Source organism: Amycolatopsis samaneae, assembly GCF_039541975.1.
GTDB lineage: Bacteria > Actinomycetota > Actinomycetes > Mycobacteriales > Pseudonocardiaceae > Amycolatopsis > Amycolatopsis samaneae.
The window spans coordinates 109,127-123,828 of record NZ_BAABHG010000021.1 but is presented as its reverse complement, the minus strand read 5'-3'; the positions used below and the strand labels follow the sequence as shown (position 1 = coordinate 123,828).

14 protein-coding genes are annotated in these 14,702 nt (G+C 70.0%); all 14 read left to right on the top strand.

What is annotated here, in order from left to right; translation table 11 throughout:
• The first annotated feature begins 287 nt into the window (after nt 1-287).
• Complete coding sequence (locus tag ABD987_RS39810; RefSeq protein ID WP_345407090.1) at nt 288-1,445, top strand: acyl-CoA dehydrogenase family protein; 1,158 nt, start codon at nt 288-290, stop codon at nt 1,443-1,445.
• 94 nt (nt 1,446-1,539) lie between these two features.
• Nucleotides 1,540-2,610 carry a Rossmann-fold NAD(P)-binding domain-containing protein gene (locus ABD987_RS39805; RefSeq protein WP_345407087.1) on the top strand — a complete coding sequence of 357 codons (1,071 nt, stop codon included), beginning with the start codon at nt 1,540-1,542 and terminating at the stop codon, nt 2,608-2,610.
• Nucleotides 2,603-3,775, top strand: coding sequence for a saccharopine dehydrogenase family protein (locus ABD987_RS39800; protein ID WP_345407084.1), 1,173 nt, complete (start codon nt 2,603-2,605; stop codon nt 3,773-3,775). Before ABD987_RS39805 ends, ABD987_RS39800 begins: the two co-directional genes overlap by 8 nt.
• Entirely contained in the window at nt 3,765-5,051 is a 1,287-nt protein-coding gene (locus ABD987_RS39795; protein ID WP_345407081.1) for a lysine N(6)-hydroxylase/L-ornithine N(5)-oxygenase family protein, read from the top strand. Before ABD987_RS39800 ends, ABD987_RS39795 begins: the two co-directional genes overlap by 11 nt.
• Complete coding sequence (locus tag ABD987_RS39790) at nt 5,048-6,112, top strand: NAD(P)/FAD-dependent oxidoreductase (RefSeq protein WP_345407078.1); 1,065 nt, start codon at nt 5,048-5,050, stop codon at nt 6,110-6,112. The genes ABD987_RS39795 and ABD987_RS39790 overlap by 4 nt, the downstream gene beginning before the upstream one ends.
• A gap of 2 nt (nt 6,113-6,114) precedes the next feature.
• The gene (locus tag ABD987_RS39785) at nt 6,115-8,136 is read left to right on the top strand and encodes a class I tRNA ligase family protein (protein ID WP_345407075.1); all 2,022 of its coding nucleotides are present in this window, start codon (nt 6,115-6,117) and stop codon (nt 8,134-8,136) included.
• A 15-nt stretch (nt 8,137-8,151) separates the two neighbouring features.
• Nucleotides 8,152-9,720 carry an AMP-binding protein gene (locus ABD987_RS39780; RefSeq protein ID WP_345407072.1) on the top strand — a complete coding sequence of 523 codons (1,569 nt, stop codon included), beginning with the start codon at nt 8,152-8,154 and terminating at the stop codon, nt 9,718-9,720.
• A complete protein-coding gene (locus ABD987_RS39775) occupies nt 9,665-9,922 on the top strand; it encodes a hypothetical protein (RefSeq protein WP_345407069.1) in 258 nt (85 codons plus the stop codon). Before ABD987_RS39780 ends, ABD987_RS39775 begins: the two co-directional genes overlap by 56 nt.
• Before the next feature lie 6 nt (nt 9,923-9,928).
• Complete coding sequence (locus ABD987_RS39770) at nt 9,929-10,543, top strand: GNAT family N-acetyltransferase (protein ID WP_345407066.1); 615 nt, start codon at nt 9,929-9,931, stop codon at nt 10,541-10,543.
• Nucleotides 10,540-11,562, top strand: coding sequence for a C45 family autoproteolytic acyltransferase/hydrolase (locus ABD987_RS39765; RefSeq protein ID WP_345407063.1), 1,023 nt, complete (start codon nt 10,540-10,542; stop codon nt 11,560-11,562). The genes ABD987_RS39770 and ABD987_RS39765 overlap by 4 nt, the downstream gene beginning before the upstream one ends.
• 124 nt (nt 11,563-11,686) lie before the next feature.
• Complete coding sequence (locus tag ABD987_RS39760) at nt 11,687-12,574, top strand: dihydrodipicolinate synthase family protein (RefSeq protein ID WP_345407060.1); 888 nt, start codon at nt 11,687-11,689, stop codon at nt 12,572-12,574.
• Nucleotides 12,571-13,524 carry an EamA family transporter gene (locus ABD987_RS39755; protein WP_345407057.1) on the top strand — a complete coding sequence of 318 codons (954 nt, stop codon included), beginning with the start codon at nt 12,571-12,573 and terminating at the stop codon, nt 13,522-13,524. Before ABD987_RS39760 ends, ABD987_RS39755 begins: the two co-directional genes overlap by 4 nt.
• A 5-nt stretch (nt 13,525-13,529) precedes the next feature.
• Nucleotides 13,530-13,988: a hypothetical protein gene (locus ABD987_RS39750; protein ID WP_345407054.1), complete on the top strand. Its 459-nt coding sequence runs from the start codon at nt 13,530-13,532 to the stop codon at nt 13,986-13,988.
• A gap of 152 nt (nt 13,989-14,140) precedes the next feature.
• Nucleotides 14,141-14,701 (top strand): hypothetical protein, encoded by a 561-nt coding sequence (locus ABD987_RS39745; RefSeq protein ID WP_345407051.1) that lies wholly within the window; start codon nt 14,141-14,143, stop codon nt 14,699-14,701.
• Nucleotide 14,702 lies beyond the last annotated feature (1 nt).

Below are 14,702 nucleotides of genomic sequence, written 5' to 3'. Positions count from 1 at the left end.
GCGAAGACTCGGGCCGGGGACTGGTGGTATTTCCCTTCCCTTGGGGGATGTGCAGATGTTCACTGAACAATAGTCAGCCATCGAAGTACGCAGCCGAATAGCTTCCGGTGATCCACCGTGGGGCGATCGAGCACGCTCCCGATTGCGCCGCACATCCGGCGATCGGACACCACGAAGAAGCCTGGCGGCCGGGCAGTCCACTGTGGAGCACACCCGAGCCGCCCGCCGGGTTTTCCCAGCAGGTGCAAGTATTTCGTGCCCCGAACTGATCCTGTGAGCAGACCGTGATGGCTCCTCTCCCGACCACGTTCGAGCCCGAGTTGCTCGAACTCCCACTCTTCGACGACGCACATCGGGCGCTGGCCAGGCGGATCGAGCGCTGGTGCGCCGACCGGCACGGCACGCTGGCACCCCCCACGGGTGCCGATCCGGCCGCGCACTGCCGGGCCCTGCGCACCGAACTCGGCCACTCCGGCTGGCTCGGCCACCTCGGTCTCGAACCGGGCGAGGGCACCGATCTCCGCTCGGTGTGCGTCCGACGCCAGGCCCTCGCCTTCCACGAGGATCTCGCCGATTTCGTCTACTCCATCCAGGAACTCAGTGCCTCCGCCATCATCCGCCACGGCTCCGAGGAGCAGCACCGTCGCCACCTTCCCGGCCTCGCCGAGGGCACCCGCGCCGGAGCGCTGGCCTTCTCCGAGCCGGGGGCGGGCTCGGATCTCAGCGCGGTGGCACTCACGGCGACCGAGGACGGGGACGGATTCGTCCTCAACGGCAGCAAGACGTGGATCGCCCAGGGCGATATCGCCGACGTGCTCGTCGTGCTCGCCAGGACCGGGGACGGGCCGGGTCCCTTGGGGCTCACTGCTTTTCTCGTCGACGGCGACGCGGGTGGGCTGAAGGCCACGCCGATCCGCGCGATCGCGCCGCGCTCATGGGCGGAACTGACCTTCACCGACTGCCGGATCGGCCCGGACGCGATGCTCGGCGACCGCGGCCACGGCTACGTGGTCGCGCTGGATGTGCTCGAACGGGCCCGCGTCACCGTCGCGGCCGCCGCACTCGGGTTCGCCCGGCGTGCCTGCGCGTACGCGCTCGAACGGGCCCGTGCCCGGCGGGCCTACTCCCGCCGCCTCGCCGACCTCCAGCTCGTCAAGTCGGCGCTGGCCGCCATGGACGTCAAGATCGCCGCCGCCTCGCTGCTGACCGCGCGTGCCGCCTGGTCCGCCGACCACGGCGGGGAATACGGCAGGTACGCAGCCGCCGCCAAGCTACACGCCACCGAGGCGGCCGGCGAGATCGCCGACGCCGCCGTGCAGATCTTCGGCGCCGCCGGGCTGGTCGCGGACAGCCCGCTCGAACGGCTCTATCGCCAGGTCCGTTCCCTGCGCATCTACGAAGGACCGTCCGAAGTGCTCGAAATGATCATCGCCGACGCCCTATAACGACCGCCATCGACAGGAGGCCGATGATGTCCACACCGTCCAGCGCGATCGACCGCGGCCCCCGGCCCGCCCGGGCGCCGGAGGTGCGACCCCGGTGACCGGCCGGCATCTGTGGATACGCGCCGAAACTCGCCCGGACGAGTTCCGCGCCCCGCTCGTTCCCGCCGACGTCGCCACCCTTGTCGAGGCCGGAACCGAGGTCACAGTCGAGGAATCACCGTCGCGCTGCTTCGCGGCGGCGGACTACCTGGACGCGGGCGCGCACCTCGCCGCCCCAGGGTCGTGGGCCGGATGCCCACCTGAGGCGTTTGTCCTCGGGCTCAAAGAACTTCCCGAGGAGACCGGGCCGATCGCCGGGCGGCACTTGTATTTCGCCCACGCGTACAAGGGACAACGCGGTTCGGCCGCGGTGCTGGCGCGGTTCGCCGCCGGTGGCGGGGAAATCCTCGACCTCGAACACCTCACCGACGGATCCGGCCGCCGCCTCGCGGCCTTCGGTCACTGGGCCGGGTACGCCGGGGCCGCGCTGGCCCTCCGGCACTGGAACGGGACCCTCGGCCCGCTGCGGGCGACCACGAAGGACCGGCTCGACGCCTCGCTGCCGCGCACCTCCGCGCCGCCTCGCGTACTCGTCGTCGGCGCACTCGGCCGCTGCGGCCGCGGGGCCCGCGCCGCGCTGGCGCGTGCCGGGATCGAGCCGACCGCCTGGGACCTGGCGGAGACCGCCCGGCTCGACCGGGACGCGCTCCTCGGCCACGAAATCCTCCTCAACGCCGTCGCCCGCGACGAACCCGGGGAAATCCTCCTCGGTCCCGAACATCTCCGGTCCGGTCACCGGTTGTCGCTGATCGTCGACGTCACGTGCGACGTCGGCTCGCCCGCGCACCTGCTGCCGGTCTACGACGAGCTCACGAGCTGGCAAGAGCCCGCCCGCGCCGTCGCCGGCGGGCTCACGGTGATCGCGATCGGCAACCTCCCGGCGCTCCTTCCCCGCGAGGCCAGCACCGACTTCTCCGCCCAGCTGACGCCCTGGCTGCGGCAGCTGCCAGACGGCGACTGCTGGGCACGCAGCCGCCGCGCCTTCCGCGCCGCCGCACGCGGGGCGGGAGCGACCGTCCACGGGCCGGAACCGGCCCCAGCAGAGATGGAACCGCATCATGCCTGAGCACTCCGTTCCCCCGACCGGCACCGTGCACTGGGCGGGCACCGGGCTTTCGACCGGACGCACCGGGCTCGCCGTGCTCTGGCAGAGCGCCGACGTCGTCCTGTGGGGCCGGACCCGGCAGCGGGCCCGCGCCCGCCTCGACGCCCTCACGCCGGAGGCGACCGTCGAGATCCGGGGTCTCGACCGCGACGACCTGACCGAAACGTTGCGGCCCGGCGACATCCTCGTGTCGATGCTCCCGGCGGGCGAGCACGCCCGGCTGCTCCGTACCGCGATCGACGCCGGCGCGCACTTCGCCTGCACCAGCTACACCTCCCCCGAACTCGCCGAGCTGGCCCGGCAGGCACGGGAAAAGGGGCTGATCGTGCTCACCGAGGCCGGCCTCGATCCCGGCATCGATCACCTGATGGCCCACGCGCTCGTCGCGCGGGCCCGCCGCCACGTCGGCGACGGACCCGCGCGGGTCACACTGGCCTCGCACTGCGGCGGTGTCCCCGCCGAGCCCGACGAGTTCTGCTACCAGTTCAGCTGGGCCCCGTCGAGTGTGCTGACCGCACTCGCCACCCCGGCGCGCTACGTGCGAGACGGCGCGGTCCGCGAGATCCGCCATCCCTGGGAGGACTGCGAGGACCTGGTGCTCGACGGTGAGGTCTTCGAGGTCTACCCCAACCGCGACAGCGTCGGATTCATTGCCCAGTACGGCTTTCCCGAGCACTGGGCCGTCGAGTCCTTCGTACGCGGCACGCTCCGCTCGGCGGGTTGGAAGACGGCGTGGAAGTCCGTGTTCGACGTCGTCGCCACCGAGGACACGGGCCGGATCGCCGCGCTCGCTGACGAACTGGCCGCGAAGTATCCGACCACCGCGGCGCACCGTGACCGCGTCCTCCTCGCCGTCGCCCTCCACGCGGAATCCGACGGCGAACGCTGGGAAGGGCGCTACACCCTCGACGTTACCGGGGACGACACCGACACCGCGATGGCGCGCTGCGTTTCGACCGCACTGGCCACCGGTCTCGAACGCGTCCTCGCCGCGGCCTGGCCGCCGGGGCTCCACCGCGCCAGCGACGACCCGGACGAGGCACACACGTGGCTCGACCGGCTGGCCGCGCGGGGACTGCGCTGGACCTACCAGGCAGCCGATGGGAAGCGGAGCCATGAGAGCTGAACACCTCCGGCTGGCCGGAATCGGCGCCGGGCCCGCCAACCTCAGCCTGGCGGCCATGCTGTACGACCACGCCGAACTCCCGAACCTGTTCTTCGACCGCAAACCACATTTCCGCTGGCACGACGACCAGCTGATCACCGGCGCGACCCTGCAGGTGTCGATCTTCAAGGATCTGGTGAGCCTGTCCGATCCCACCAACCAGTTCTCGTTCCTGTCCTATCTGCATGAGCAAGGACGGCTGTATCACTTCCTCAACGCCCAGTTCACGAGCGTGCCGCGAAGCGAGTTCCGCAACTACCTGGCGTGGGCGGCCGGGAAGAACGACAACGTCGTCTTCTCGGAAACGGTCGAGTGCGTCGAATTCGACCGGGTCTTCCGCGTGGTCACCAATCGCCGCGAGGTCACCGCCGACAACATCGCCGTTGGCGTCGGCACGGTGCCCTGGGTTCCCGGATTCGCCCAGCCGTACCTGGGCCCCACCCAGTTCCACGTCAGCGAGTACCTGTCGCGGTCGAAGGATCTGCGGGGCAAGCGAGTCGCCGTCGTGGGTGGCGGCCAGTCCGGGGCCGAGACGTTCCTCGACCTGATCTCGCGACCCGCTTCGGAAGGACCGGCCTGGGTGGTGTGGATCTCCAAGCGGCGCAGCTACTTCCCACTGGACGACTCGACGTTCACCAACGACTTCTACATGCCGGACTACTCCGACTACTTCTATCAGCTCCCGGAGGGCAAGCGCACCGAGATCAACGCGGCCCACCTGCTGACTTCCGACGGCATCTCCGACTCCACGCTCCGGGCGATCTACCAGGAGCTGTACCGGATCCAGTTCATCGAAGGGGCGGCACACCGGTTCGGGCTGATGCCCAGCCGCACGGTCACCGCCGTCGACCGTGCCGACCCCGGCTGGGAACTTTCGCTCCGGCACAACGACGAAGCCGACCAGACCAAGTGCGTCGCGGTCGACGCGCTGGTGTGGGCGACCGGGTTCCGCCCGGCCGACAAGGGATTCCTCGCCCCGCTGGCGGGCCGTATCGAGACCGAGAACGGCGAGTTCCGCCTCGACGAGGACTTCGCCGCGATCTGGGACGGCCCACCGGACCGGCGGATCTTCCTGCAGAACGCCGCGCGTGGCCAGCGCGGGCTGCCGGACGTCAACCTGAGCCTCAACGCCTGGCGAGCGGGGCGCATCACCGACTGGCTGTGCGGCAGGCGGAGCGCGGAGCCGCTGACCTCGTTCATCGACTGGTCGGCCAAGAACGCCTGGGGCCCGCAGTGAACCGGGCGGACATCGCCGTCGTCGGGGGCGGCATCGTGGGCGCCGTAGTCACCCACGAACTCGCCGCGGCGTATCCCGGTGCGGACATTGTGGTGCTGGAACGGGGACTCGCCGGGCTGGGGGCGTCCAGCCGGTCCGCGGGCGTCCACTTCCCCCGCGGCGCGACCGAGCGGGTCCGGGCCATGACCGCGTACAGCCACCGCTACTGGCGGGAGTTGGCCGCGGAACTGGATCTGCCGTTGCGCGCGATCGACGCGGTCGTGGTGGCCCCTGCCGACCGCCGCGATGCCGTCCGGACCATCTACATCAGACTCGGGAGGGAAACGACCGCGGCCGATCCGGCCCGCGGTCGCCCCGCCCCGATTGGCATGACAGCCTGGACGCTGCCCGGCTGCCACTACGCCGATGTCGGGGCCGTCGCCCAGCGGATCCTCACCACGCTGCGCGGCCGCGTGGCCGTCTGGGAGGGCAGCGAGGTCGTCACTCTCCAGCGCGGAGAGGACACTTGCCTCGTGCTCCGCCACGGCGCCGAGCTGCGGGCCCGGCGGGTCGTGCTGTGCCCCGGCCCCTGGATCGCGCATCCGGCGTGGGCGAAGCTGCTCGCGCCGCTCGACCTGCGGGTCAAGAAGATCGTCGCCGCGCATCTGGAGGCGGTACCCGACGAGGACCATCCGCTCACCGTCTTCCACGACGAGGACGCCTTTCTGCTCCCCGTCCACCACCGCGGCCATCTGCTGTTCAGCTACACCTGCGACGTGTGGGACGTCTCCCCCGACACGGTCGCGCCCGGACTGGGCCCTGCGGATCTGGACGATGCCCGCACCGTGCTGGCGCGCTACGCACCCGAACTGGCGGAGCGCTGCCGATCCGGCCGGGCGTTCTGCGACGCCTACAGCCCCCAGCGCGAACCGGTCGTCGCCGAACTCGGCCCCGGCCTGGTCTTCGCCGGGGCCGCCGGTGGCTCGGGCTACCGGCTCGCGCCCGCGATCGCCGCCGACACGCTCGCCCGTCTCGATTCCGCGTCCGCCATCCCGTCGCTCCAGCGCCTTCCGCGGAGGTAGCCATGATCCTGAACTACTACAGCGAATCCGACCTGACCCGCGTCTTCGGCATCGAAATGTCCACTGTGGATGGCATCGGGGTCGGGGCGGGCTGGGGCCGGGTCGCCCCCGGCGTCAGCTCCCGGACCGACCGGCACGACGAAACCGAGTTCTTCGTCATCGTCGCCGGCGAGGGCGAGTTGCTCGTCGACGGCCGCCGCCGGCTTGCTCGGCCCGGCACCGTCGCCCTCTTCGAGCCGTTCGAGTCCCACGTCATCACCAACACCGGCCGCACGGATCTGGTCTTCTTCACCCAGTACTGGCGGGACGCCGCCCGTGCCCAGTTCTCCGCACGCTCCCGTGTCCGTCCACACGCGACAGACCGGCCCCAGTTCGTATTCTCCACACCACCGACCCCGAACGGCGATCTGCACCTCGGCCATCTTTCCGGCCCCTACCTCGGCGCCGACGTCTACGTGCGGTACCAGCGGCTCAACGGCAACCGGGCCTGGCATCTCACCGGGAGCGACGACTTCCAGAGCTACGTCGAGGCGCTCGCCGCCGACGAGGGCACCGGCCCCGCCGAGGTCGCCCGTCACTACTCGGCCGAGATCGCCGCGACGCTGGAGGCGATGGACATCGGAATCGACCAGTACTCCGTCACGAGCGCCGACGAGGGCTACACTGAAGGGCTGCGGCGGTACTTCACCCGGCTGGCCGACTCGGGCCGAGTCCGGCCACTGGCCACACCGGGACTGGTCGACGGCACGACCGGCGAGTATCTCTACGAGGTCAACGTCTCCGGCACCTGCCCCGGCTGCGCGAACGCCACCGCCGGCAACATCTGCGAGGAATGCGGGGAACCCAACCTCGTGGCCGACCTCGGCTCGCCGCGCTCGCGGCTGAGCGAAGCCGCCCCGCGCCGTACCGACGTCGAGCGCTACACGGTGCCGCTGCACGAGTTCGCCGCCTTCCTGACCGAGCACCACCGGCGTGGGCGGGTGCCCGCCCGGCTGCGTGAACTCGCGCACCGCGTCCTCGACCGTGACATCTTCGACCTGCCGCTGTCGCACCCCGCCGGGTGGGGCGTGCGGCCCGCCGGATCCGCCGCCGCGGACCAGGTGATCTGGGCCTGGCCCGAAATGAGCTACGGGTTCCTGCACGGCATCGAACGGCTCGGTGCCGAACGGGGAGAAAGCTGGTCGCGCGAGGCACCGGACCAGGACTGGAAGATCGTCCACTTCTTCGGGTACGACAACAGCTTCTACCACGCGATCCTCTACCCGGTCCTCTACCGCATCGCCTTCCCCGGCTGGAATCCGGACATCGACTACCACGTCAACGAGTTCTATCTCCTCGACGGCGAGAAGTTCTCCACCAGCCGCCGCCATGCCGTCTGGGGCAAGGAAATTCTCGGTCCCGACACGGTCGACGCGGTGCGCTACTACCTCTGCCGCACCCGGCCCGAGAGCGAGCGCACCGACTTCCGCCGGGCCGAATTCGACCGCGCCGTGGGCGACGTCCTGATCGGACAGTGGGAAACGTGGCTGAACGACGTCGCCGGTCGCGTCGGCCGCGACCATGACGGCACCGTGCCCGACGCCGGCACCTGGACCAGCGAGCACACCGCTTTCCTCGGCCGCTTATCCGGGCACCTCGAAGAGATCACCGCCGCCCTCAACCCCGAAGGGTTCTCGGTACGCCGGGCAGCGGCGGTCCTGGACGGCATCGTCGCCGACGCCCGCGAGTTCGCCCGCCAGCAGTCCTGCCTCGCCGGGCTCGACCGGTGGAGTTCCGAGGCACGCACCACGCTCGCACTGGAACTGGGGGCCGCCCGGCTCCTCGCCACCGTCTCGGCGCCGCTGATGCCGCGCTTCTCCGGACGCCTGGCTGCCGCCCTCGGCATCCCCGAGATCACCGCCTGGCCGGACACGGTCGAGCTCGTCGCCCCGGGAACCCGGTGCGCCCCGGCCGGGACCCGCTACTTCGCCGCCGTTCCCTGCCACGACGCGATTCCCACGCCACTGACCGCCGACGCGCGCTGAGCGAACGGAGCAGCCGTGACCGAATCCGTCCTCAACCGCGTCGTCGCCGACCGACCGGCGCACGCGGGCACCCTCACCGTCGCCGGCCTCGGCGGCAGCCGGACGATGCCACTCGCCGAGTTCCACGGTCGCGCCAGAGCCGTCGCGAACGCGTTGCGCCGTAAGGGAGTGGGTGCCGGGTCGCGGATCGGCGTGCTCGCCGGGAACAGTCTGGAATGGACACTGCTCGACCTCGCCGCGCTGATGCTCAAGGCACAGACGGCCGGTTTCGAGCCGGGCAAGTTCACCGCGGGCGCCGAGCTGATCGATCGCTACGACCTCGATCTGCTGTACTGCGACACGGCGGCCACCGACGCCATGACCGGCGAGGCGCCGTCCGGCGTGCGGCCGATCACGGAGATCTCCTCCTACGCGAGCGAACCGCCCGGCACGCTCGACCCGGTCGCGTACGCCCCCACGGACTGCACCACAGTCAAGTTCACCTCCGGTTCCACCGGGGTGCCCAAGGGGCTGGAGGCCACCGTCGGCAGCATCGACTCCTCTCTCCTCGCCGTGCAACGCATCTTCGATCACCGCCCCGGGGACAATCTGCTCGTCTTTCTCCCGCTTTCGCTGCTCCAGCAACGCTATTGGCTCTACTCGGCGCTGCGCTGGGGGCACGACCTCACCATCACCACCTATCAGTCGGTGTTCGCGGTGCTGCCCGCCGTGCGGCCGACCGTCGTCATGGGGGTGCCCGGTTTCTTCGACGCCGCCAAACGGCACATCGAAGGCAGCGCAGGCGAAGGGCTCGGCCCGGCCGAGGCCGCCGCCGAGCTGTTCGGCGACCGTATCCGGTACCTGTGGACCGGGTCCGCGCCCGCCGACCCGGCAGTGCTGCGATTCTTCACCGGCGCCGGGCTGCCGATCTTCGAGGGCTACGGCCTCAACGAAACCTGCATCACCACCAAGAACCATCCCGGCGCCCACCGCGAGGGTAGCGTCGGGAAACCCCTACCCGGCAAGGAAATCGTCATCGATGACGAGGGCGTGGTCTGCGTCCGCAGCGAGCACCCGGTCAACACCGCCTACACCTACGCCGCGCCCGGCGACAGCGCACGGATCTTCCAGCCCGGCGGAGTGGTCCGCACCGGTGACCTCGGCCGGCTCGACGAGGACGGTTTCCTCTACATCCTCGGCCGGGCCGACGACGTCATCGTCCTCGACAACGGCAAGAAGGTCATCGTCCGGCCGATCGAGGCCCGGTTCCGTGCCACGGGCGCCGTCACCGACTGCGTGGTGTTCTGTCCTAACCAGACAGATCTGGTCGCCGTGGTCGTGCCCGGCCCGGCCGGCGCGGCGGCCATCGCCGAAGCAGTGGAAACGGTCAACGCCACCGGCGAACCCGACGAGCGCGTCGCGCGGGTCGTCGTCGCCGACGAGCCCTTCACCGTCGGCAACGGGCTCAGCACCGCCCAGTTCAAACCGCTCCGGAACCGGATCCGGGACCGCTACCGCGACCGCCTCGCCGACCCCAAGGAGGGCATCCATGCCGGCCGACCTCGACACCCTGGCCCGCGAGCAGCTCGCGAAGGTGCTGCGTGACGGACCGGCGCCCGCCGCGATCGACCCCGCCCGCGACCTCGTCGAAGCCTATGGGCTCACCTCGCTCAACAAGGTCCTGTTCCTCACGTCCCTGTGCAAGGCCGCCGACATCGGCCTCGACCGCTTCACCGAAGACGACCTCGTCCGGATGCACACCCTCGGCGACGTGGTCGACGCCCTCCGAACGAACGCGCGGAAGTGAGACGCCATGAACGAGACCGCCTGGAGCGCAACCGCCTCCGCCAGCCTCGGCAACGACCATGTGGAGCTGCATCCCGTCGTGGAGGCCGACCGGGAACCGCTGCGCAAGATCGCGCTGGAGAAGAGCATCTGGACCTACTTTGTCTCCCGTGCCGAGGACGACGCCGGTTTCGACGCACTCTTCGACGTCATGCTCGCCGATCAGGCCGCCCGCAAGCGCGTCGTCTACATCATCGTCGATGCCCGCACCGGCGAGACGGCGGGCAGCTCCTGCTACGGCAACCTGGCCGAGGCCGACCAGCGGGTGGAGATCGGCTGGTCGTGGCTCGGCATCGGCTTCCAGGGCAAGGACATCAACCGCTGGGCGAAGTACCTGCTGCTGGAGCACGCCTTCGAACGAATGCTCGCCCAGCGTGTCGAGTTCAAGACCGACGTGCTCAACACGCAGGCGCGGGCAGGGCTCCGCAAGATCGGTGCCAGGGAGGAAGGCGTGTTGCGCAGCTACAACACCATGCCGTCCGGGCGGAGGCGGGACGCCGTCTACTACTCGATCCTCGCCGCCGAATGGCCGCCGGTGAAGGAGCAGCTCCGGACGCTGGGCCGGGCGGTCACCCTGTCATGACCGGGGCACCGCTGCTCGAACTCTCCGGGCCCGCCCGCGCCCGCGGGCACACCCACGGGCGGACCAGGGGTGATCGGCTGCGGGATTTCCTGGACGACTCTCTGGCCCGCCTCGGCTACCTGACCGACCGGCCAGTCAGCCTCGGCGCGGCGCGGGACGTCATCACCGCACACCGCGACGCGATGACGTCCGCGCTGCCGGATCTGGCCGAAGAGGTCGACGGGCTGGCGGCCGGTGCGGGGATCGACGGCGACGAGGCGTGGTTGCTGCAACTGCGCCGCGAAATACTCGGGTACAACCGCGTCACCGCGGGCGACTGCACCGGTTACGCCACGGCTCGCGGCGCACCGGTGCTGGCCCAGACCGTCGATCTGAACGGGAATCTCGACGACCAGATCGCGGTACTGGCCGTCTCGGGCCCGCGTCACCGCTCGCTGGTGCTGAGCTTCGCCGGGCTCCTCGGCTATCTGGGCGTCAACGACGCGGGGGTGGCCGTCGGGCTCAACCTCGTCCTCGGCGGGCAGTGGGGCCGGGGAGTGCCGGTCTACCTGGCGATCCGGCATCTGCTCGACACCGCCGACAGCGTCGAGCACGCGGTCGCGATCCTGCACGACCTCCCGTTGTCGAGCTCGCGGGCCTTCCTGCTCTGTGCCGCCGACCGGACCGTGTGCGTCGAGGCCCTCGGCACCGAGCGGCGCGTCCTGGAAGGAGAAAAACTGTTTCACACCAACCATTTCCTGCATCCGGACTTCGCGGCACGCGACGAGCTCAATGTGTTCGCCGGAAACTCCTCCCGGCGACGCCTCGAAGCGGTTCGCGCGTCGGACATCCCCGCCGCGCAGGACACCGCGGGGCACCACCGGGTGCTCTCGACGGCACCAGTCCGGGTCGTGGACAACGGGGACATCCGCCGGGAACGGACCGTGGCCGCCGTGGTGCTGCGGCCGGATCGGCGAGAACTGCGGCTGTGGCCGGGCAACCCGACGACCGCGCCGGAGCACGTGTTCACCCTCCACTGACCCCGTACAGCACCCAAGCCACAAAATGGCCTCTCGACTACGGCGACAATTGGACCTTGTTCAAGTCCACTTGGCGTGGAAACGTCGAGAACGACCACCGACGAGCCGCTCGGAAGGGAACTCCATGTTCACTGGTCTCAGTGTCTTTCCCCTCACGCCGTTCGACGATTCCGGCATCGACGAGAAACGGTTCACGCACCTTGTCTCCCGGGTGGCCGAGGCGGGCGTGGACCTGATCGGCGCGCTCGGCTCGACCGGCAACTACGCCTACCTCACACGGGAACACCGTGGCCTCGTGGCCAGGCTCGCGGTCGAGACCGCGGGCGACGTGCCGGTCATGATCGGCATCGGCGCCCTCACCACCGGCGAGGTTCTCGCACTGGCCGAGGACGCCCAGAACGCGGGCGCGTCGGCGGTGTTGCTTTCCCCGGTGTCGTACCAGACCCTCACCGACGAGGAGGTGTTCGGGCTCTACGAGGACGTCACCAAGGAGCTGTCCGTTCCGCTGTGCGTCTACGAGAACCCGCGCACCACGCAGTTCACCTTCAGCGACGAGTTGCACGGGCGGGTCGCCGCGCTGCCGAACGTCGGCGCGGTGAAGACCCCCGGTGCGCCCCTCGATCAGGCACCCGCCAGGATCGCCGCACTGCGGAACACACTGCCCGCCGACGTGGCGGTCGGCTTCAGCCTGGACGAGTTCGGCGCGGGCGGCCTCGGCGCGGGCGCGGACGTATGGTTCAGCGTCATCGGCGGCCTGTTGCCCGCGGAGTGCCTGGCGATCACCCGGGCCGTGGCGCAGGGCGACGTACCGCAGGCCCTCGCCCTGTCCGAGCGCATGGCGCCGTTCTGGGATCTGTTCCGCCGCTACGGCAGCATGCGCGTCATCACCGCCGCCGCCGCGCACCTCGGGCTCGTCGTCCCGCCGAACCTGCCCCGGCCGCTGCGCGAGATCCCCCCGGCCGCCCGGCAGGAGGTCGCCGCCGCGCTCGACGCCCTCGACGTCCGTGCATGACCGACGCACCTACCGGCGGCCGGCGACTCCTCACCACGGGCATGACCGCGCTGGCACCAGCGTCCTGGGGAACCACCTATCTGGTGACCACCGAATGGCTGCCCCCGGACCGTCCGCTGCTGGCCGCCACCGCGCGGGCGCTGCCCGCGGGCCTGATCCTGCTGGCCTGCACCCGCACGCTGCCGTCCGGGAGCTGGCTGTGGCGTTCGCTGATACTCGGCACGCTCAACATCGGCGCGTTCTTCTTCCTGCTGTTCGTCGCGGCCTATCGCCTGCCGGGCGGCATCGTGGCGGTGTTCATGGCGCTGCAGCCGACGTTCGTGCTGATACTGGCCGCGCTGTTCCTCGGTGACCGGATCCGGCGCACGCACGTGGTCGCCTGTGCCCTCGGCGCGGGCGGCGTCGTGCTGCTCGTGTTCAAGGGGACGGTGGCACTGGACGCCATCGGGGTGGCGGCGGCGTTGAGCGGGACGGCCTGCATGGCCACGGGCATCACGCTGACCAAACGCTGGGGCCGTCCCGGCGGCGTGGGCCTGCTTCCCTTCACTGGCTGGCAGCTCGTGGCGGGCGGGCTCGTGCTGCTGCCCTTCCTGCTGCTCTTCGAGGGACTCCCGGATCGCCTCACCGGACTCAACGTCGTCGGGTTCACCTATCTGATCTCCGTGGGCGCGGTCATCAGTTACGCGCTCTGGTTCCGGGGAATAGAGCGGTTGCCCGCACTGGCGGTCTCCTTTCTCTCCCTGTGCAGCCCGATCGTGGCGACCCTGCTCGGCTATGTGTTCCTGCACCAGACGTTGTCGCTTCCCCAGTTGCTCGGCATCCTCGTCATCATCTGCGCCGCACTTCTCGCCCAGCCCCGATCGGCCGCCCCACCTGCACCGGCCAGGAAACTTCGTGAAGATTCGCTCATCTCCGGCTCATCCGGGCCCCATCCGGACCGGCGAAGCTGAGCAGTATGAAGACCTCACGCCGTGCCCTGTTCCTGGCCGCGACCACCGGTTCCCTCTGCATCGCGCTCACCGCGTGCGCGGGCAGCCCCGCGCCGAACGCCTCACCTGTGGCAGGCAGGCCGCTGAAACTGCTGGATCGGGTGTCCTTCCCGCACACCGAACTGGACGCTGACGGCCATGGCGGCGACGGCACCCACATGCTGATCAAGGAAACCGACCTCCCGGTCGCCGTGTACGACCCGGCGGGCACCCTGCTCGGCTCCGCACCGTTGCGGCCGGGCCGGAACTTCGGCACCACGGTCACTCTCGCGGCCCCGCCCGCACCGGGCATCCACTCACTGCTCGCGGTGCTGACCGTCGACGACGGCGACGGCAAGTACGACCCCGCCCGCGACGCGCCGGGCTGGAACGACGGCAACGGCCGCGAACTCGAAGACGAAGGACTCCGTTACGCCGTGCGGTGACCCGCCGCGAAAGTCCATTGTAGACGACGCAGTCCCGGTGTCACAGGGTCGCGGCGTCCGGCACCTCCGGCAGCGCGCGGTGGCTGGTGAGCGGAGCCCAAACGCCGTCCATCGATGACCGGGTTTCCGTCTGTTTCTGAGATCCTGGAGTCATGAGCAACCTCCTCAGCGCGATACCGGCGCTGATCGGCGTAGTGGTCGGCGTCATCACCACTGGCTGGACCGATCGGCTCCGCTGGAAGCGAAACCAGGCGATTCGATGGGACGAACGTCGTATTGACGTCTACGCGGAGTACGCCTTGACAATCAATAAGGTCCATATGACCGCACTGGGGATGGTCAATCCATCCAGCGTCCACGGCCTAGCCGAGCCGATCAGTCACGAAGCCGGACTCGACCTGATTGCCCAAGCGGAAGCCCGGCGGACGGAAGCGTGGGAGAAGATGCTGCTTCTGGCAGACGGACCAACCGTGGAGGCCGCCCTACGCTGGCACAACACGGTCAAAATCGAAGCGGAGTTTGCCCAAAGCCGACCCCACGACGCTGGTTCAGTCGATTGGACAGCCGCTGTACAGAATGTCGATGAGGCGCGGGAACGCTATTACGAAGCCGCCCGCAACAGCGTAGGCGTGACCGGCCGGTTGACCGTCAGCACCATACGGCAGTTGCTGGCGAGAGATCAGGCGCAGCGAAACAGTGTGCAGGGCAACTAAC